The 18,780-nt window shown below is 73.0% G+C and carries 16 protein-coding genes and 3 pseudogenes; 8 read left to right on the forward strand and 11 right to left on the reverse strand.

The features are described 5' to 3' along the window. A pseudogene (locus MTQ10_RS15090) lies at positions 1 to 81 on the reverse strand (IS5/IS1182 family transposase); the annotation flags it as partial. Positions 82 to 144: 63 nt separating this feature from the next. On the opposite strand from MTQ10_RS15090, the gene MTQ10_RS15095 reads away from it, so the two are divergent. After that, positions 145 to 462 carry an NUDIX domain-containing protein gene (locus tag MTQ10_RS15095; RefSeq protein ID WP_247467789.1) on the forward strand — a complete coding sequence of 106 codons (318 nt, stop codon included), beginning with the start codon at positions 145 to 147 and terminating at the stop codon, positions 460 to 462. Positions 463 to 1,134: 672 nt separating this feature from the next. On the opposite strand, the gene MTQ10_RS15100 is transcribed toward MTQ10_RS15095, so the two are convergent. Next, positions 1,135 to 2,745 (reverse strand): glycerol-3-phosphate dehydrogenase/oxidase, encoded by a 1,611-nt coding sequence (locus MTQ10_RS15100; RefSeq protein ID WP_247467792.1) that lies wholly within the window; start codon positions 2,743 to 2,745, stop codon positions 1,135 to 1,137. Then, positions 2,742 to 3,419 (reverse strand): TetR/AcrR family transcriptional regulator, encoded by a 678-nt coding sequence (locus tag MTQ10_RS15105; RefSeq protein ID WP_282612196.1) that lies wholly within the window; start codon positions 3,417 to 3,419, stop codon positions 2,742 to 2,744. Before MTQ10_RS15105 ends, MTQ10_RS15100 begins: the two co-directional genes overlap by 4 nt. A 93-nt stretch (positions 3,420 to 3,512) precedes the next feature. Here MTQ10_RS15105 and MTQ10_RS15110 point away from each other — a divergent pair, with 93 nt between their 5' ends. From MTQ10_RS15110 to MTQ10_RS15125, 4 genes are all read left to right on the forward strand, one after another. Beyond that, entirely contained in the window at positions 3,513 to 5,111 is a 1,599-nt protein-coding gene (locus MTQ10_RS15110; protein ID WP_247467831.1) for an FAD-binding oxidoreductase, read from the forward strand. Between the two features lie 53 nt (positions 5,112 to 5,164). Then, positions 5,165 to 6,046, forward strand: coding sequence for a diacylglycerol/lipid kinase family protein (locus MTQ10_RS15115; protein WP_247467795.1), 882 nt, complete (start codon positions 5,165 to 5,167; stop codon positions 6,044 to 6,046). Between the two features lie 206 nt (positions 6,047 to 6,252). Beyond that, positions 6,253 to 7,095: a PP2C family protein-serine/threonine phosphatase gene (locus tag MTQ10_RS15120; protein ID WP_247467798.1), complete on the forward strand. Its 843-nt coding sequence runs from the start codon at positions 6,253 to 6,255 to the stop codon at positions 7,093 to 7,095. A 50-nt stretch (positions 7,096 to 7,145) separates the two neighbouring features. Further along, positions 7,146 to 8,159, forward strand: coding sequence for an MASE1 domain-containing protein (locus MTQ10_RS15125; RefSeq protein ID WP_247467801.1), 1,014 nt, complete (start codon positions 7,146 to 7,148; stop codon positions 8,157 to 8,159). 91 nt (positions 8,160 to 8,250) lie between these two features. On the opposite strand, the gene MTQ10_RS15130 is transcribed toward MTQ10_RS15125, so the two are convergent. Then, the gene (locus tag MTQ10_RS15130; protein WP_374117612.1) at positions 8,251 to 8,433 is read right to left on the reverse strand and encodes a hypothetical protein; all 183 of its coding nucleotides are present in this window, start codon (positions 8,431 to 8,433) and stop codon (positions 8,251 to 8,253) included. 180 nt (positions 8,434 to 8,613) lie between these two features. On the opposite strand from MTQ10_RS15130, the gene pgm reads away from it, so the two are divergent. After that, a complete protein-coding gene (pgm, locus tag MTQ10_RS15135; RefSeq protein ID WP_247467805.1) occupies positions 8,614 to 10,251 on the forward strand; it encodes a phosphoglucomutase (alpha-D-glucose-1,6-bisphosphate-dependent) in 1,638 nt (545 codons plus the stop codon). Positions 10,252 to 10,272: 21 nt separating this feature from the next. After that, positions 10,273 to 10,536: pseudogene (locus tag MTQ10_RS31665) on the forward strand (ribonuclease BN); the annotation flags it as partial. Positions 10,537 to 10,762: 226 nt separating this feature from the next. Here MTQ10_RS31665 and MTQ10_RS15145 read toward each other — a convergent pair. Then, positions 10,763 to 12,241 (reverse strand): glutamate-cysteine ligase family protein, encoded by a 1,479-nt coding sequence (locus MTQ10_RS15145; RefSeq protein WP_247467807.1) that lies wholly within the window; start codon positions 12,239 to 12,241, stop codon positions 10,763 to 10,765. A 376-nt stretch (positions 12,242 to 12,617) separates the two neighbouring features. Between MTQ10_RS15145 and MTQ10_RS15150 the strand changes: the two genes are divergently transcribed. Next, the gene (locus tag MTQ10_RS15150; protein ID WP_247467810.1) at positions 12,618 to 13,889 is read left to right on the forward strand and encodes a hypothetical protein; all 1,272 of its coding nucleotides are present in this window, start codon (positions 12,618 to 12,620) and stop codon (positions 13,887 to 13,889) included. 142 nt (positions 13,890 to 14,031) lie between these two features. Here the strand turns inward: MTQ10_RS15150 and MTQ10_RS15155 are convergent, their stop codons facing one another. The 6 genes and pseudogenes from MTQ10_RS15155 to MTQ10_RS15180 all read right to left on the reverse strand — a co-directional run. Then, positions 14,032 to 14,574 (reverse strand): DUF3291 domain-containing protein, encoded by a 543-nt coding sequence (locus tag MTQ10_RS15155; protein WP_247467813.1) that lies wholly within the window; start codon positions 14,572 to 14,574, stop codon positions 14,032 to 14,034. A 32-nt stretch (positions 14,575 to 14,606) separates the two neighbouring features. Next, positions 14,607 to 15,299, reverse strand: coding sequence for a helix-turn-helix transcriptional regulator (locus tag MTQ10_RS15160; protein ID WP_247467816.1), 693 nt, complete (start codon positions 15,297 to 15,299; stop codon positions 14,607 to 14,609). Positions 15,300 to 15,398: 99 nt separating this feature from the next. After that, a complete protein-coding gene (locus MTQ10_RS15165; protein ID WP_247467819.1) occupies positions 15,399 to 15,854 on the reverse strand; it encodes an iron chaperone in 456 nt (151 codons plus the stop codon). A 494-nt stretch (positions 15,855 to 16,348) separates the two neighbouring features. Continuing rightward, positions 16,349 to 16,711 carry a hypothetical protein gene (locus MTQ10_RS15170; protein WP_247467822.1) on the reverse strand — a complete coding sequence of 121 codons (363 nt, stop codon included), beginning with the start codon at positions 16,709 to 16,711 and terminating at the stop codon, positions 16,349 to 16,351. Next, positions 16,708 to 18,444: an aa3-type cytochrome oxidase subunit I gene (ctaD, locus tag MTQ10_RS15175; RefSeq protein ID WP_247467825.1), complete on the reverse strand. Its 1,737-nt coding sequence runs from the start codon at positions 18,442 to 18,444 to the stop codon at positions 16,708 to 16,710. The genes MTQ10_RS15170 and ctaD overlap by 4 nt, the downstream gene beginning before the upstream one ends. Positions 18,445 to 18,682: 238 nt before the next feature. After that, positions 18,683 to 18,780 (reverse strand): annotated as a pseudogene (locus tag MTQ10_RS15180) (DUF5133 domain-containing protein); the annotation flags it as partial.

Consider the following 18,780-nt stretch of genomic DNA (forward strand, 5'->3'; position numbering starts at 1 on the left):
GCCCTGCGGCCGTGATGGAGCAGGTGGGACCACCCGCTGGAACAGCTCCCACAACTCGTCCGGCACCATGCGCTCGACCATCACCACACGGTGCAGACTACCCAGCATTCCAAATGAGACGACCTCTAAAGAACGGGCGGGCACGTGGAGCCGGGCGAGGACCCGTGGTCCACGGTGGTCCGCGAGTGCCGTGAGGAACTGGGCATCCCCGCCCAGGCCCTGCCCCGCACCGGCCGCCGGCCCTTCTTCCTGACCGTCACCCCGACGCGGGGGGAGCGCGTGCACACGGACGTGTCCCTGTGGTACGTGCTGAGGGCCGACGTGGGCAGCGTCACGGTGTGGAACCGGGACGAGTTCGCGGGCATCCGCTGGGTCTCCCCCCGCCAGATCCTGGCGGAACCCGGTTCCACGCAGGACCCCCACCTGCACCGCTTCACCCACAAACTGACCGCCACGCACTGACCCCCACGGCAGGGGCGCCGACCGGGGGCGGGCCCAGCGCCCCGGCGGCACGACTGCCCGCGCAGGCCCGGGCCCCAGCTGCTCGACTGCACGCAGCACCACCTCGACCTGTCGCCCACGTCCTGGTCGGCCGCGGGCCTCGGCCGTCGACGGGCCGCATCCGCGGTGCGGCGGGTAGGGGGCGTGTCGGGGGGTGCCCGCCCGCAGCGTGCGGCGAGAACGCCGGGCAAGGATCTGAGGGACAGGACGTCGCACCGAGGACGGACACCCCCCGGCGCGGCCCCGGCCCCACCACCGGACGGCCGGCGTCACACCAGCCACCCACCCACACCAGCGGGCCGCCGCAGGCCTTCAGGGGCGCGGGGAACTGCCGAACGCCCCCCACCGGCCCGCAGGTGAACACGATGGCCCCGCCAAACAAAGGGGCGCGGGGAACTGCGCGACAAGCCCTCACGGGCCCGCGGTGAACAACGAAACCGCACGCACCCCGAAAGGGGCGCGGGGAACTGCCGAACGCCCCCCACCGGCCCGCAGGTGAACACGATGGCCCCGCCAAACAAAGGGGCGCGGGGAACTGCGCGACAAGCCCTCACGGGCCCGCAGGTGACCACAGGGGGCGCGGGGACCGGCGCGAACGCCCCCACGGGCCCGCAGCTGAACACGATGGCCCCGCTAATGCAAGGAGCGCGGGGAACTGCGCAACCCCCTGTCGAGCAGCGCCCGTACCTCCGCCTCCGCCCCGCCCCGGTCCTCCGGCACCACCCCGACCCGCGTCCGCCGGTCGAGCACATCGTCCGCGTCCAGCGCCCCCTCGTGCCGCACCGCCCACACGACCTCCGCCCCCGTCGCCGGACACCCCGGCACGAGCGGCGTCGCGAGCGCGGGCTCGGCGACCCCGAGGGCATGCACGGCGGCTGCCTCGACCCCGTACCGCCGGACCAGCCTCCGCGGTGCCCGCACCGCGGCGAGGGCACGCGGCGACGCCGCACCCACCAGCGGCAGCCGCGCCGTGGGGGAGGGGCCGGCCCCGAGGGAGCGTGCGGCAACGGCGGCGTCGACGGCGTCCTCGGCCATGCGCCGGTACGTCGTCAGCTTGCCGCCGACGACGGTGACGACCCCGTCCGCGGACGTCAGCACGGCGTGCCGGCGCGAGATGTCGGAGGTCCGCGGGGCCGAGCCCCGCGCACTCCCGCCCGCGTCCTCCGGCGACATGTCCAGCAGTGGCCGCAGCCCCGCGAACGCCCCCACCACGTCCTCCCGCCGCACCGGCTCGTCCAGCACGGACCCGAGCACGTCGAGCAGGAAGCCGATGTCGGTCTCCGGCACTTCGGGGACGTCGGGGACGGGACCGTCGACGGGTTCGTCGGTGAGGCCGACGTACACCCGGCCGTCGCCCTGCGGCAGCACCAGCACGAACCGGTTGGTCTCCCCGGGGATCGGGATGTGCAGGCCCGCCGACAGCGGACCGAGTCGTTCGGCGCGCAGCACCAGGTGCGTGCCGCGCGAGGGCCGGATGCGGATGCCGTCGACGAGCCCGCCGGCCCACACCCCGGTTGCGTTGATGACGGCGCGGGCGTGGATCTCGCCCTCCTCGCCGGTCAGTTCGTCCCGTACGCGCGCTCCCGTCCCGGTCAGCTCCAGCGCCCGTACCCGGGTCAGGATCCGCGCCCCGTGCGCGGCGGCGGTCCGGGCGACCGCGGTGACGAGACGGGCGTCGTCGCTGAGCCGGCCGTCCCAGGACAGCAGCCCGCCGCGCACGCCCTCCGCGCGCAGCGCGGGCGCCAGGTGCCGGGTCTCGACGGCGGACAGCCGGCGCGGTGCGGGGAGCGTCTCCCGGGCCGTGCGGGCGGCGAGCCGCAGCGTGTCGCCGGCGCGGAACCCGGCCCACGCGAGCGCCGCCTGCGGCCGGGACACGAGCGGCGTCAGCGGCAGCACGAACGGCTGCGCGTGGACCAGGTGCGGGGCGGTGCGTTCCATGAGCACGCCTCGCTCGACCGCGCTCTCGTGGGCGACGTCGAGATGTCCGGAGGCGAGATAGCGCAGCCCACCGTGGATCAGCTTGGAGCTCCAGCGTGACGTGCCGAAGGCCAGGTCGTGGGCGTCGACGGCGGCGACGGTCAGCCCGCGGGCGACCGCGTCGAGGGCGACTCCGGCACCGGTCGCGCCGAGGCCCACGACGAGGACGTCCACGGCGTCGCCGCCGACCGTCGCGGCCAGCTCGCGGGCGCGGCGGCCGGCGGACAGCGAGGATCCCGGCACCGCCTCGGGGGAGTGGGGGCTCATGGGGCGAGGGTCCTCTCGAGAAGGGACCGCAGCTCGCCGAGGAAGGCCGTGCCGTTCAGCTCGGTGTCCTCCTCGTCGGTCATGGTCCGCAGGGACAGGGTGAAGGACTGCACGACGAGCAGGAGGGCGCGGGCCTGCCGGGCGGTGTGCCCGGGGCGTACCGATCCGTCGGCGTGACCGGCCTCCAGGGCGTCGGCCAGCAGGGCGAGCAGGGCCTCCTGGCTGGCCCCGCGCCGGTCCAGGACGTAGGGGAGGAGCAGTTCGGGATCGACGTCGACGATCTTCTGGAACAGGGGGTGGGCGCGGAAGGCCCGTACGCCGGCGACCAGGCCCTCGACGATCAGCGTGCGGGTGTCGAGGCCGGGCCGCTGTGCGGGCATCGCGCCGGTGGCGACGGCGATCCACTCACGGGTCATGAGGTCGCCGACGAGGGACCGCACGTCGGGCCAGCGCCGGTACAGCGTCATCCGGGAGACGCCGGCGCGGCGGGCGACATCGGTCATGGTCGTACGGCGCACCCCGACCGCGAGCACGCAGTCGCGGACCGCGTCGAGCACCCGGTCGTTGCCGGTGCCCTTCTCCGGCCCGCTCGCGGGGCGCGCCCCCTCACGGAACCCGGCACCGTCCCCTCGGGCGTCGTAGCTGTCCGCGTCCTTGTGACGAATAGGCGTCATGTGTCACAGTGTAACGCCCCTGCCGGTCGATGCGCCGTGCAGGACGGACAACCCCTCGGACAACCCCTCGATCGACCGGTGAGGACGACGACCATGGACATGCTGTGGAACGGCTGGGGCGACCCCGCCGAGGCCGCCCCGCTGCCCGAGACGGTGACCGGACTGCTGCGCGACTGGCTCGGCGTCACTCCGCGCACCGCCGCCCCGCTCGCCCTGGAGGAGCTGCCGGTCCCCGCGACGGGCCTGGACACCGCGGCGCGGCAGGCCCTCGCGGACGCCGTGCGCGGCGAGGAGCACGTCCGCACCGACGCCGAGACCCGCGTCCGGCACACCCGCGGCAAATCCACCCCCGACCTGCTGCGCATCCGCCACGGCGACCTCGACGACCTCCCGGAGGCCGTCGTCCTGCCCGGCGGCCACGACGACGTCCTCGCCGTGCTGCGGGCCTGCGCCGACCTGGGCCTCGCCGTCGTGCCGTTCGGCGGCGGCACCTCCGTCGTCGGCGGCCTCGCCCCGGCCGGCGAACGGCCCTTCGTCGCCCTCGACCTGCGCCGTATGAACCGGCTCCTCGACGTGGACCCGGTCTCGCGCACCGCCACCCTGGAGCCGGGCCTGCGCGCCCCCGAGGCCGAGGCGCTCCTCGCCGGGCACGGCTTCACCCTCGGCCACTTCCCGCAGTCCTACGAGTGGGCCAGCATCGGCGGTTTCGCCGCCACCCGCTCCAGCGGCCAGGCGTCGGCGGGCCACGGCCGCTTCGACGAGATGGTCCTCGGTCTCACCCTCGCCACCCCGCAGGGCACACTCGACACGGGCCGCGCCCCGCGCTCGGCGGCCGGACCCGATCTGCGTCAGCTGTTCCTCGGCTCCGAGGGCGCCTTCGGCGTCATCACCTCCGTGACCGTCCGTGTCCGCCCCCGCCCGGCCGCCCGCCGTTTCGAGGGCTGGCGTTTCGCCTCCTTCGACACCGGCGCCGCCGCCCTGCGACGGCTCGCCCAGGACGGCCCGCGGCCCACGGTGCTGCGCCTGTCCGACGAGACGGAGACCCTGATCGGCCTCGCCCAGCCCGACGCCATCGGCACCGCCCTCGACGGCGGGCAGGACGCCGGCTGCCTCGCCGTCGTCGGCTTCGAAGGCACCGAGGAGGACACCGCGCTGCGCCGTGAGCAGGCCGCGGCCGTGCTGCGCGACTGCGGCGGCACCCCCCTCGGCGAGGACCCCGGACAGCGCTGGGCCGAGGGACGGTACTCGGCGCCGTACCTGCGCGACTCGCTGCTCGACGCCGGGGCGTTCGCCGAGACCCTGGAGACCGCGGCGTTCTGGTCCCGCATCCCCGGCCTGTACGCCGCCGTGCGCGACGCGCTCACCTCCACGCTCACCGACGCCGGCACCCCGCCCCTGGTGATGTGCCACATCTCCCACGTCTACGAGAACGGCGCCTCCCTTTACTTCACCGTCGTCTCCGCCCAGGGAGAGGACCCGGTCGCCCACTGGACCCGAGCCAAGCACGCCGCGAACGAGGCGATCCTCGCCGCCGGCGGCACCATCAGCCACCATCACGGCGTCGGCACCGACCACCGCGACTGGTATCTGCGCGAGGCCGGGCCGCTCGGCGTCGCCGCCCTGCACGCGGTCAAGCGGAGCCTGGACCCGCAGGGCCTGCTCAACCCCGGCGTCCTCCTTCCCGCAGACTGACCCAACCGCCCGTACGCGTCCCCGACCCGGCCCCGGTCCGAAAGGCAGCACCCATGCGACAGTTCACCGCCGTCGTCAACCCCACCGCGGGGGCGTCCGCCGGCGCCGCCGCGCTGCTCGCGGTGGCGCGCCTGCTGCGCGAGGCCGGCGCCGATCTTCGGACGGCGTACAGCCGCAGCCTGGACCACGCCCGGCAGCTGGCCCGCGAGGCCGGGGAACAGGGCCGGGTGGTGCTCGCCGTCGGCGGCGACGGCATGGCCGGGGCCGTCGGCGGCGCCCTCAGCGGCACCGGCGCCCTGCTCGGCCTCGTGCCCGCCGGACGCGGCAACGACTTCGCCCGCGCGCTGCGGCTGCCCACCGAGCCGGAGGCGCTGGCCGAGGTCCTGCTGCACGCCGACCCGCGACCCGTCGACACCGTCGAGGTCACCTCCGCCGTCCACGACCGCGTCGCGGTGCTCGGCAGCGTCTACGCCGGCGTGGACGCCCTCGCCAACCTGCACGCCAACAACGCCCGCCTGCTGCGCGGCTCCGCCTCCTACTACCTGGGAGGCCTGCGCGCCGTCACCACCTGGCGCCCGGCCCGCTACCGGCTCACCGTCGACGGAGAGGAACACATCCACACCGGCTACACCGTGGTCGCCGCCAACTCCGGCTACTACGGCTCCGGCCGCCTCGTCGCCCCCGACGCCCGCGTCGACGACGGCCTCCTCGACATCGTGCTGATCGCGCACGCGCCCCGCCGGCTGTTCTTCTCCCTCATGAACGAGCTGGCCACCGGCGCCCATGTGCACAGGCCCCAGGTACGCGTCCTGCGCGGCGCGGAGATACGCATCGAGGCCGACCGCCCCGTCCCGTACGGCGCCGACGGCGAGGTGGACGCCACCCTCCCGGTCACCGCCCGCGTCCTCCCGGGAGCCCTGCGGGTGCTGTGCTGACCTGCCCCACCTCCCGGCACGCCCGACCCCGGGCCCGGACGCGGTGAGCCCACAGCGGTCCGTACGCACGGATGTCCGCCCGAGCCGATGCCTGGCTATCATCCTCTAGAGCGCAAACCGCATGAACCGTATGAAATGCACAATCCGGGGTTTGTCCGCGACCGGGTCCCTCCCTCCCGCGGGCGCATGTCCTGCCGGAGTGACCTATGTCCCGCACGCGTCCGCCGGACGACGGCGACGAGCTGCTCGCCAGGCTCGGCGCGCTGACCGCCCAGGCGCGTGAGCGTGCCGTACTACAGCGCTCACAGGTCGAACTGGCCATCGCGCTCCAGCGCGGCATGCTCCCCCGGGACCTGCCCTCCGCGGACGGTTTCCACCTCGCCGTGCGCTACGCCCCGGCCACCCATGGGCTCAGCGTCGGCGGCGACTGGTACGACGCCTTCCGGCTGCCGGACGGCCGCATAGCCATGTCCATCGGGGACGTGCAGGGCCACAACATCGAGGCCGCCGCCTTCATGGGGCAGGTCCGGGCCGGACTGCGCGCCCTCGCCTCCGTCACCGGCGACCCGGGCGACCTGCTCGCCCGCACCAACGAACTGCTGCTCTCCCTCGGCAGCGACCTCTTCGCCACCTGCACCTTTCTGCGGCTCGACCCGGCGACCGGCGTCCTGGAGAGCGCCCGCGCCGGTCACATACCGTGCGTGTGGGCCACGGCCGACGGACGCTCCGGCATCGCCGACAACGACGGCGGCGGGCCACCGCTCGGCATCCTGCCCGGCATCCAGTACCCCGTCACCCGATACGTCCTCACCACCGGCGGCGTCTTCGTCCTCGTCACCGACGGCGTCGTGGAAGGGCCGTCGATGCACGTCGACGAGGGACTCGACCAGGTCGTGCGGCTCGCCGGCATCGCCGCCGTCGCCGGCCTCGACGCCGCGGCACTCGCCGCCGCCGTCATCAAGGGCGCCGAACGCGTCGGCCACTCCGACGACGCGGCCGTCCTCGTCATCGGCCACGACGCCGTACGCGGACCGCGAACTCAGCCATAGGGCGGGACGGCGCGCCGCTCGCCTCGCCGTCCGGGCGCCACCGGTGTGTGATGGCTGCTGTGGAGGCAAGCCCGGAACAGCGCCTGCGAGGCATCCTCGTCCTCGCCGGCCGGACGCTGGCCGTCGCCGGCGCCTATCTCCTGGCCGGACGCCTCGGACTCGTCAGGGAGCTGGTCGTCGAGGGCGCCGTCTTCACCCCCATCTGGCCGCCCACCGGCGTCGCGGTCGCCGCCCTGCTGTACTTCGGGCTCAGCGCGTGGCCCGGCATCGCCCTCGGCGTCCTCGGCGTCATGCTGTCGATCACCACGGATCTGCAACCCGCCGCGATCGGAACCGTCGTCGGCAGCACCGCCGCCCCCGTCTGCGCCTACCTCATGCTGCGCGCCGTGGGCTTCCGCCCCTCCCTGAGCCGGCTGCGCGACGGACTGGCCCTGGTGTTCCTGGGCGCCCTCGCCGCCATGCTGATCAGCGCGACCGCGGGCGCGGGCCTCCTCGTCCTCACCGACAAGATCGCCCCGCACAGTTTCTGGCCGGTCTGGCTGGGCTGGTGGGTGGGCGACGCGATGGGCGTCCTCATCGTCACCCCGGCGCTCATCCTGCTGAGCCGGATCCGCCTGCCGCTGCGCCTGTCCCGCTGGCCCGAGGCGCTGGCCCTGGGCGTGACCGCCGCCGTCGTGGTGCCGGTGGCCTGCTACGGCACCCTCAGCCTGCTGTACATGGTCTACCCGCTGCTGATCTGGGCGGCGTTGCGCTTCCAGCTCGCCGGCAGCATCATGTGCGCCCTCGCCTCGTCCGTCGTCGCGACGGTCGCCGCGACCGACGGCGCCGGTTCCTTCAGCAACCTGTCCCATGTCGAGGTGATGGTGAAGCTGCAGGCGTTCAACGGCTCCATGGCGCTGACCGCGCTGCTGCTGTCGGCCGTCATCACCGAGCAGCAGAACACCCGCCGGTCCGTGGAGCGGGCCTGCCAGGAACTGGTCGAGGTCCTCGAACACCTCACCGCGGGCGACGCCCCCCAGGGGCGGGGCCCGGCCGACGACAGCGGCCCCGACCCCTTCGACTGACGTGCGCTCACACCCCGCAGCGGCCCCGGAAGCGCACCGGCCCGGCGGGCGGCCCCCTCCCGCCGTACGGCCGCCGGCCGGGCGAGCGCCGTCACGTCCCCTTCCGCGTGTCGGCGACGACCCGGAACACGGCGGGGCCGACCGTCAGCACCCCGTCGGTCAGCGGCGTGCACCGCACCCCGCCTCCGTCGCGCAGGGCACGCTGCGCGCCGGGGCCGACCGTGACGACCATCCAGGCGCAGGGGCGGGCGGGCCGGTTCAGGGCGAACTCCACCGGCCCCGGCCCGCAGTCCGGCGAGACCGTCGTACCGACGAGCGCGTCCCCCGGACATCCGGCCGTACGGCGGCCGGATCGTGCCGGACGAGGTACGGCTCGCGCCCCCCGGCGGGGGAAGATGAGATCGCGAACCGAACGCACGACCCGAGTGCGTGACCTGTGTGGAGGAGTGGGCGCATGCAGCACGAGCGAGCGGGGCAGCCGGCCGGGCCCGAGGACCTGGTCGACGTCGCCCGACTGGTGACGGCGTACTACACGCTGCACCCCGACCCGTCCGACCCCGGCCAGCGCGTCGCGTTCGGGACGTCGGGCCACCGCGGATCGTCCCTGGCGACCGCGTTCAACGACGACCACATCGCCGCGACCAGCCAGGCCATCTGCGAGTACCGCGCGGCCCAGGGCACCGACGGGCCGCTGTTCCTCGGCGCCGACACCCACGCCCTGTCCGAGCCGGCGCGCGCGACCGCGCTGGAGGTGTTCGCCGCCAACGACGTGACCGTCCTCGTCGACACCGCCGACGGCTGGACCCCGACCCCGGCCGTCTCGCACGCGATCCTCACCCACAACCGGGGCCGCACCTCCGGGCTCGCCGACGGCGTCGTCGTCACCCCGTCCCACAACCCGCCCGCCGACGGCGGCTTCAAGTACAACCCGCCGAGCGGAGGCCCGGCCGGCTCCGACGCCACCTCCTGGATCCAGAACCGGGCGAACGAGATCATCGCCGCCGGCCTGAAGGACGTACGCCGCATCCCGTACACCCGGGCCCTCGCCGCACCCACCACCGGCCGCTACGACTTCCTCGGCACGTACGTCGCCGACCTGCCGGCCGTCCTCGACCTCGACGCGATCCGCTCCGCCGGCGTGCGCATCGGCGCCGACCCGCTCGGCGGCGCCTCCGTGGCGTACTGGGGCCGGATCGCCGAGCAGCACCGGCTCGACCTGACCGTGGTCAACCCGCTGACGGACCCGACCTGGCGGTTCATGACGCTGGACTGGGACGGCAGGATCCGCATGGACTGCTCGTCGCCGCACGCCATGGCGTCCCTGATCCGGCAGCGCGACCGGTTCGACATCGCCACCGGCAACGACGCCGACGCCGACCGGCACGGCATCGTCACCCCCGACGGGCTGATGAACCCCAACCACTATCTGGCCACCGCCATCGCCTACCTCTACGCCCACCGCACCGACTGGCCGGCCGACGCCGGCATCGGCAAGACCCTGGTCTCCTCCGGCATGATCGACCGGGTCGCCGCCGACCTGGGCCGCCGGCTCGTGGAAGTGCCCGTCGGCTTCAAGTGGTTCGTGGACGGCCTCGTCGACGGCTCCCTCGGTTTCGGCGGCGAGGAATCCGCGGGCGCCTCCTTCCTGCGCCGTGACGGCTCCGTGTGGACCACCGACAAGGACGGCATCATTCTCGCCCTGCTCGCCTCGGAGATCACCGCCGTCACCGAAAAGACGCCCTCCGAGCACTACCGCGCCCTGACGGACCGGTTCGGCGCCCCCGCCTACGCCCGCACCGACGCGCCCGCCACCCGCGAGGAGAAGGCACTGCTCGCCAAGCTGTCCCCGGCGCAGGTCACCGCCGGCACGCTGGCCGGGGAGGAGGTCACCGGCGTGCTCACCGAGGCGCCCGGCAACGGCGCGGCGATCGGCGGCATCAAGGTCACCACCGCCAACGCATGGTTCGCGGCGCGGCCCTCCGGCACCGAGGACGTGTACAAGATCTACGCCGAGTCCTTCCTCGGCGAGGACCATCTGGCCCGTGTGCAGGAGGAGGCCAAGGGCGTGGTCCTGGCCGCGCTCGGCGGCTGACGCGGCCCGCGCGGGCCGGGCATGGTCCGGCCCGCGGCGGTTGCTCCCCGTCGTACGGCCGAGAAACCGGGCCACCCCACGGACGGCGACCGCACGCCGGACACCCCGGCGCAGATGTCGAAGCAGTCGTGGTGGGCGGTGCTCAAGCGCACGGTGCGGGAGTTCGAGAAGGACGAGCTGACCGACCGGGCCGCCGCCCTCACCTACCACGGCGTGCTGTCGCTGTTCCCCGCCCTGCTCGTGCCGGTCTCCCTGCCGGGCATCGCGGGCAGGCCGGCGACCGACCGGGGGAACACCGCCGTGCTGCTCGGCCTGGGGTTCGACGCCGAGCCGGCCCGGCAGCGGGCGATCGCCGGCGGCATGCCGGCGCACGAGGAGCCGTATCTGCCGCCACGGGGCACCCGCGCCTGGGACGAGGAGGACCGGCGCGACATGAGCGCCTGAAACCCCTGCGGCGACTTTCGGCGTCCGCCCGCAGCGGCCGGTCGTCGTCGGACGGATCCCGGCCGGCTCAGTCCACCGGCCAGGTGTGCGCGGGGGCGTTGAGGTGCATGTAGTCCGTGTACAGCCGGGTCATACGGCGCAGTGCCTCGTGCCGTCCGCCGTGCCCGACGGCGACGAGATGGTGGAAGGCCTCCTTCTGCCAGACGGCGCCGTTGCGGCCGGTGACGCACCGCTGTTCGATCACCCCGAGCAGCGGCTCGCGCCAGGCGTCGTCCATCCCGGACAGCTCCAGGCCCCGGTGGGCCAGCGGCAGCAGCCGGCGCAGCACCAGTTCGGGCACGGGGACCTCGCCCATGCCGGGCCAGTAGAGGCGGGCCTCCAGCCCGTGGCGTGCCGCGGTGTGGAGGTTGTCCTCGGCCGCGGCGAACGACATCCGCGACCACACCGGCCGTTCCTCCTCCACGAGGGCGCGGGTGAGTCCGTAGTAGAAGGCGCCGTTGGCGAGGGTGTCGGCGACGGTGGGCCCCGCCGGCAGCACCCGGTTCTCCACGCGCAGGTGCGGGGTGTCGTGGGTGACGGCGTACACGGGGCGGTTCCAGCGGTAGATCGTGCCGTTGTGCAGCGTCAGTTCGCCCAGCTCGGGGATGTCCCCGCGGTCCAGCGTCTCGACGGGGTCCTGTTCCTCGCAGATCGGCAGCAGAGCCGGGAAGTAGCGCAGGTTCTCCTCGAACAGGTCGAAGACGCTGGTGATCCAGTGCTCCCCGAACCACACCCGGGGGCGCACCCCCTGCACCTTGATCTCCTTCGGGCGGGTGTCGGTGGCCTGCTCGAACAGCGGGATCCGCGTCTCGTGCCACAACTCCTTGCCGAACAGGAACGGCGAGTTGGCGGCGAGCGCCACCTGCACACCGGCGATGGCCTGTGCCGCGTTCCAGTAGTCGGCGAACTCGTCGGGGGAGACCTGGAGGTGGAACTGCGTGCTGGTGCACGCGGCCTCCGGGGTGATGGTGTCGGCGTAGGTGCGCAGCCGGTCGACGCCGTCGATCTCGATGTGCAGGTCCTCGCCCCGGGCGGCGAAGATCTGGTCGTTGAGCAGGTGGTAGCGCGGATTCTCGGACAGCGCGGCCGGGCCCACGTCCTCCTGCCGCAGCGTGGGCAGCACCCCGATCATGATGAGGTGGGCGCCGACGGAGGCGGCCCGCTGCTCGGCGTGGTTCAGCGCGTCGCGGATCTCACGCTCCCACGCGTCGGGACCGCCGGCCGTCAGCCGCCGCGGCGGCACGTTGATCTCCAGGTTGAACCGGCCCAGCTCGGTGGACCAGGCGGGATCGGCGATCGCCTTCAGCGCGTCGACGTTGCACATCGCCGGTTCGGCGTCGTCGTCGACCAGGTTCAGCTCGATCTCCAGGCCGACCTGGGGCCGCTCGGACTCGAACCGTTCGTCGCGCAGCATCTGGGCCAGGGCCTCAAGGCACTGCTGCATCTTGCTCCGGTACCGGCGGCGGTCCTCTCGGGTGAAGACCAGCGCTGGAACGTCCCGTCCCATCGGCCCTCCCAGGTTTCCCTGCCCGGACACCTTCCTCCCCAGCGTCCCACCGCCCGAGCCCCCGCACCAAGGCGAGGGCTCGCGGGACGCCTCCGGCGGAAATGGCTTTCCGTACAGAGGAAGCAGCTCCTGGAGGCGCGGTCCGTGCCTTCGCGCCGGTCCGCGCCGGCGTCCGCGCTCCCGGAGGGTGCCTCCCTCGGTGCCGTACGGGATCCGGCCGGAGCCCCGACCGCCGTGCGACGGGGTGCCGGAGCCCGGATCCGTCGGGCCGTGGCTGTGACAGGCGCGCCGTCGGCCTGGCTCGACCGCGCTTCCGGGGGATGTGCCACCGAGGCGGCTTGTGCCCGGTGATCGACTGCCCGTAGCTTTCCGCCCCATGAACATGACACGGAGAGCGCTTGTGAAGGGCCTGGGTGCCGCACCGTTCGTCGCGGCGACCGGCAGCCTGCTGACCGCGACGACCGCCGAGGCGGCCACGATCGACGCAGGTCAGTTCGCGCTCACCCACCGCACCGCCAACAGCCATGGCGAGTACGCCGCCCTCAACGCCGGTCTCGCCACCAAGCTGACCAAGGTGGACGCCGCCACCGTCCTGGCCGACACCAACCGCAACGCCACCCGACTCACCAGCGCCCCCGGCACGGTCGACGCGTTCGCCGCCGGCTTCACCTGGGAGAGCGGCGACCGGACCGTCGACTACTGGATCCCGCAGGGCATCACCACCAGCGCCGACGCCTACGGCTCCGGCCTGTACCCGTCGAGCGGCGGCAAGAAGGCCATCATCGTCTCCTGGTACTTCGAGACCGACCCCGACGGTGACGGCACCGACGAGTACGCCCTCGACAAGGGCGTCCGGCTCAGCTTCGTCGACATGACGAACGCCGCCGCGCCGACCTACCGGCACGTCCTGCTGGTCGAGCCCGTGAAGACGTCCTCCGGCGCCTGCTCGTTCAACCCCGTCCGCCGCCACGCCGGCGGCATCATGTGGTACGGCAACCTGCTGTACGTCGTCGACACGTACAAGGGCCTGCGGGTCTTCGACCTGAACACGATGTTCCGGGTCGCCACCGCCGAGAAGGACGTCTGCGGCCTGCACACCGACGGCAAGTACTACGGCTACTCCTACGCGTACGTCCTGCCGCAGTGCGCCGCCTACGACAACACCGGCAAGTACCTGCGCTACAGCGCCGTCGGCCTGGACCGCGCCGGCACCCCCGACAGCCTCGTGGTGAGCGAGTACTCCGTCTCCGGCACCGTCGACCACACCGGCAGCTACAGCGGCACCGGCGCCCCCACCGCCACGCCCAAGGTGGTCCGCTGGAACCTCGACTACACGAACCGGCTGATCTCGTCGGCGACCGCGTCGGAGGCCGTCACGGTCGCCCAGCGGAAGATCCAGGGTGTCGTCTCGCAGAGGACCAGGCACTACCTGGCCGCCAGCAACGGATCGTCGGCGGGCACGCTGCGCACCTTCACCTCCGGCGCCTCGACCGCGAGCCGCGTCTGCGACCTGGGCGTCGGCTGCGAGGACCTGAGCTACCACAGCGCCTCCGCGACCGGCTGGAAGTACAGCGAGGACGTGATCTGGAACCTCAGCGAGTACGCCGGCAAGCGGTACGTGTACGCCGTCCGCGCCGACGGCTCGTAACGGCGCCGCCTCCCGCGGCAGCCCCGCGCCCCGGCCGGCGGCTCCCCCGCCGGCCGGGGCGCTCGGCTTCGTCCGGCCGCGCGGGGCCCGGCCGCGCGGCGGACGGGACTTCGCGGACACGGCCGGGACGACCGGAACCCGGTCAGGCGCCCGACGTTCCCCCGCTGCCCGCCGCGGGCGCGGCCACCGGGGTCTGCGCCGCGTGGGCGCTCCCCTCGGCGGCGCTCTCCGCGGCGGTGAAGACGGAGGCGAAGGTGAAGGCCCGCGGTGAAGGTCCGTTCTGACGGAGGTCCGTCAGCCGCTCCATCGCCTCCTCGACGGTCGGGCGATGCCCGGCGGGGATCCACCAGAGGACCAGGTGCGCCTCCAGATGGCGTTCGAACCATTCCCGGCGGCGCCGCATCGTGTCCAGGTGCCCGCTGCGGTAGGTGAAGTCCCACAGCGCCCGGGGTGTCTCCCACACCGACATGTTGATGATGACGTCCTCGCCGGCCGGACGCAGACCGATCGCGTCGTTCGCGCCGTCCTCCGTGAGCCGCCACACGAACCCGGGCGCGGCGTCGGCGGCGGCGTTGACCGGGTCGAGCAGTTCGACGAACGAGGCCAGGCGCGGGTCGTCGAGGGGGTGGAGCAGCCTGGCGAGGTTGAACTGGGCGATGTGGAAGGCGTGTCGGGATGCGGTCATGACGCCATCCCAGCACGCCCCCGATTTCTATGTCAATGTTCGTTGTTTTTAGAGTCTTCGAGTACGACGCAGCACTCGCCCGGCCTGGGATCCATCCGGGCGCGGACCGGACCGTCCGTGCCGAACAGCCCTTCCAGCAGGGCGAGGTTCATACCGCAGACGAGCGGCGGGAAGCGTTCGGCGACGGAGTGGAAGGGGCAGTTGCGCAGCCGCACCACGCCGGCCCGGCCGCCGCCCGGGTCGCCGGTGTCGTCGTCCGTGTCCGTGGTGTACGGCTCGTAGCCGCGGGCGGCGAGCAGCCGTACCGCCTCGTCCAGGTCCGCGCACGGCGGCGCCGTGGCGCGCAGGGCCTCGCCCCGACGGCGGGCGGCGGCGCTCAGCCCGGCGTCCAGTCCGGCCTCCTCGGCGGCCTCGGCGAGCAGCTCGGCGGCGGTGCGGTAGTCCCGGGCGGGCAGGGACACCGTCCGCTCCTGACGCACCCGCGTGTACACCTTGGCGGGCCGCCCGGCTCCAGGCCCGGAACGCCCGGTCAGCCGGCGGCTTCCGCTCTCCAGGAGACCCGCCTCGGTGAGCTTGTCCAGGTGGTGCGCGGCGAGGGTGCGGGTGACCCCGGTGGCCTCGGCGGCCTCGTTGCGGCCGACCTCCCGGCCCTGGGCGGCCACGTACTCGTACAGGCGGCGCCGCACCGGGTCCTGCAGTGCCGCGATCGCGTCGATGTCCTCCATCGGGCCATTCTAGGAACAATGCGCATTGCTGTTAGAAGGCCGCCCGGTCGCCGCCCCCGCCCCGCCGTGCCGGGGCACCCCCTGCCGGGTCGTCGCCCCCTACCGGGCCACCGCCCGCTTCACCAGTTCGCCGATGCGGGCCTCGACCTCCGGGGTGACCGCGGTCAGCGCGAACGCGGTCGGCCACATGGAGTCCTCGTCCAGCCGGGCCGCGTCGTTGAAGCCGAGCGTGGCGTAGCGTGCCTTGAACTTCGCCGCGCTCTGGAAGAAACAGACCACCTTGCCGTCCAGCGCGTACGCGGGCATGCCGTACCAGAGCTTCGGTGCCAGCTCTGGCGCGGTGGCCGTGACGACGGCGTGGACCCGTTCGGCCATGACCCGGTCGTCGCCCTCCATCTCGGCGATCTTCGCCAGGACGTCCCGCTCCGCCTCCGCCGCCTTCTCGGCTGCCGACGTTCTGCGTGCGGCCTTCTTCTGCTCCGCCGCGTGCTCCTTCATCGCGGCCCGCTCCTCGGCCGTGAATCCCTCGTACGTGCTCTTCCGTGTGCCGGACATGGTCACTCCCATCGTCGAGGTCTCGTTCGCCGCGGCCGGGTCGCGGCCCGGCCGTGTGGGCACAGGCGGTCGTCCGGGGCGAAGGGTCCGCGTGCTCACCACGCGGGACTCTCCCGAACCGTTTCGTGGCCTCATCCTTGCACGGGGGTATGACAACGGGCTCTCCTCGGGCACCGGGAGGCCCGCGCGGGCCACCAGGGCGGTGTCCGGCGCAACACCCCTCCGTGGAACGGAATATGACACTTCCTCACTTCTCTTGGCCCGTGCGCACCCGAGCACGCTCCCGGCCGCGCCCTCGCCGTGCGTGACCCACGCGGCCCCGCGCGAGCCGCTGCGGCGGCGGAGCTGCGACGGCTCCGCACGGCAGCGCTTGTCGTCCTGACCGACCCGGCACGCGGGAAAGGCCCCGTGCCCCGGGCCCGCGCACCCGTCGCGGATCGCCGGAGCACGGGGCCTCGCGCAGGGGGGCCGGGGCCTCTCGTACGCCGCCCGGGTCAGCGGGACAGCAGCAGCACCGCCGGCACCCAGGCCGCCAGCAGCGCGCACATGGCCAGCGTGTGCCGCACGAGCAGGCGACGCCGCAGCTGGTCATAGCGCGCCTGGTACTCGCCGCGCAGCTCGGCGGCCCGCCGTACCGTCCGGGTCAGCATCTCGCGGGTCATGCCGATGTGCTCGTCAGCGAAGTGCCGTGCCACGTCCTCCGCCTGGGCGGACGTCAGCCACGGCAGGCGGGCGCAGAACGCCTCCGCCGCCCGCCGTGCCTCCGCCAGGTCGGTCTGCGCGCGCAGGTAGCCCTCGACATCGGCGGCGAGGGCGGCACCCTGCCGCGCGTCGCGGGAACCCGGCGCCCTTCTCACCGCTCGCCCTCGTGGCCCGCGGCGTCGAGCGCGTCACGCTTGCCGGTGAGCTGCTTCTGGTCCCACTCGGTGATCTCCGGGTGGTGCAGGTCGAACGCCGGGGACTCGCTGCGGATACGGGGCAGGGTGAGGAAGTTGTGCCGCGGCGGCGGGCAGGACGTCGCCCACTCCAGGGAACGGCCGTACCCCCACGGGTCGTCGACGCCGACCTGCTTGCCGTACCGGGTCGTCTTCCACACGTTGTACAGGAACGGCAGCATCGAGGCGCCGAGCACGAACGAGGCGATCGTGGAGACCGTGTTCAGGGCGGTGAAACCGTCACTGGCGAGATAGTCGGCGTACCGGCGCGGCATGCCCTCCGCGCCCAGCCAGTGCTGCACCAGGAACGTGCCGTGGAAGCCGACGAACAGCATCCAGAACGTCATCTTGCCGAGCCGCTCGTCGAGCATCTTGCCCGTCCACTTCGGCCACCAGAAGTGGAAGCCGGCGAACATCGCGAAGACGACGGTGCCGAAGACGACGTAGTGGAAGTGCGCCACCACGAAGTACGAGTCGGAGACATGGAAGTCCAGCGGCGGCGACGCCAGGATGACACCGGTCAGACCGCCGAACAGGAACGTGACCAGGAACCCCGTCGTCCACAGCATCGGCGTCTCGAAGGACAGGCTGCCCTTCCACATCGTGCCGATCCAGTTGAAGAACTTCACACCGGTCGGCACGGCGATCAGGAAGGTCATGAAGGAGAAGAACGGCAGCAGCACACCGCCGGTCACATACATGTGGTGCGCCCACACGGTGATCGACAGACCGGCGATCGCGGTGGTCGCCGCGACCAGACCCATGTAGCCGAAGATCGGTTTGCGCGCGAACACCGGGATGATCTCGGTGATGATGCCGAAGAACGGCAGGGCGATGATGTACACCTCGGGGTGGCCGAAGAACCAGAAGAGGTGCTGCCACAGCAGGGCGCCGCCGTTGGACGGGTCGTAGACATGGGCGCCGAACTTGCGGTCCGCCATCAGCGCGAGCAGCGCGGCGGCCAGCACCGGGAAGGCCAGCAGGACCAGGACACCGGTCAGCAGCACGTTCCAGGTGAAGATCGGCATGCGGAACATGGTCATGCCGGGCGCGCGCATGCAGATGATCGTGGTGATGAAGTTGACCGAGCCGAGGATGGTGCCGAAGCCGGAGAAGGCCAGACCCATGATCCACAGGTCGGCGCCGACACCGGGCGAGCGGACGATGTCCGACAGCGGCGTGTACGCGAACCAGCCGAAGTCGGCGGCCCCGTCCGGGGTGAGGAACCCGCCGACCGCGATCAGCGAGCCCAGCAGGTACAGCCAGTAGGCGAACATGTTCAGCCGGGGGAACGCGACGTCGGGGGCACCGATCTGCAACGGCATGATCCAGTTCGCGAACCCGGCGAACAGCGGCGTCGCGAACATCAGCAGCATCACCGTGCCGTGCATCGTGAACGCCTGGTTGTACTGCTCGTTCGACATGATCTGGAGACCGGGCCTGGCCAGCTCCGCGCGGATGAACAGCGCCATCACACCGCCGACCAGGAAGAACGCGAACGACGTCGACAGATAGAGCGTGCCGATCGTCTTGTGGTCGGTGGTCGTCAGCCACTTCACGATCACATTGCCGGGCCGCCTGCGCCGGACGGGTAGTTCGTCCTGGTAATACTGCTCTTCGGCCGTGGAGCCCTGAGGCTCGTTGACGATGCTCACCAGTTGTTTCTCTCTCGGAAAGAGTGAAGGGCACGCGCCCCCATGCCAGTGCGCTCATCCTGGCGGGACACGGACGCGGGCGGAGCCCGCCGGGCGCGACACACGCCCGACCGTGTGACGAAGGCACCCGAACGGCCCTGTCGGCGCGGACGGCCGCACTTCACACCCCGGCGGCGCGGACGGCCGCGCCGCACACTTCATCGGCACCGCGACGCGGGTGACGGATGTCGGAGGGTCCTCATGAGGTGAGCAGGGAGTCGTCCTCCGGGCGCGCTCCGGGCAGCTGATACCGGGCGGCGATCAGCGCGGCGTCGATGTCGCGGGTGCCGGTGGAGA

The sequence above is a fragment of the Streptomyces sp. XM83C genome, from assembly GCF_023072675.1.
In the GTDB taxonomy this organism is placed as follows: Bacteria; Actinomycetota; Actinomycetes; order Streptomycetales; family Streptomycetaceae; genus Streptomyces; species Streptomyces thermocoprophilus.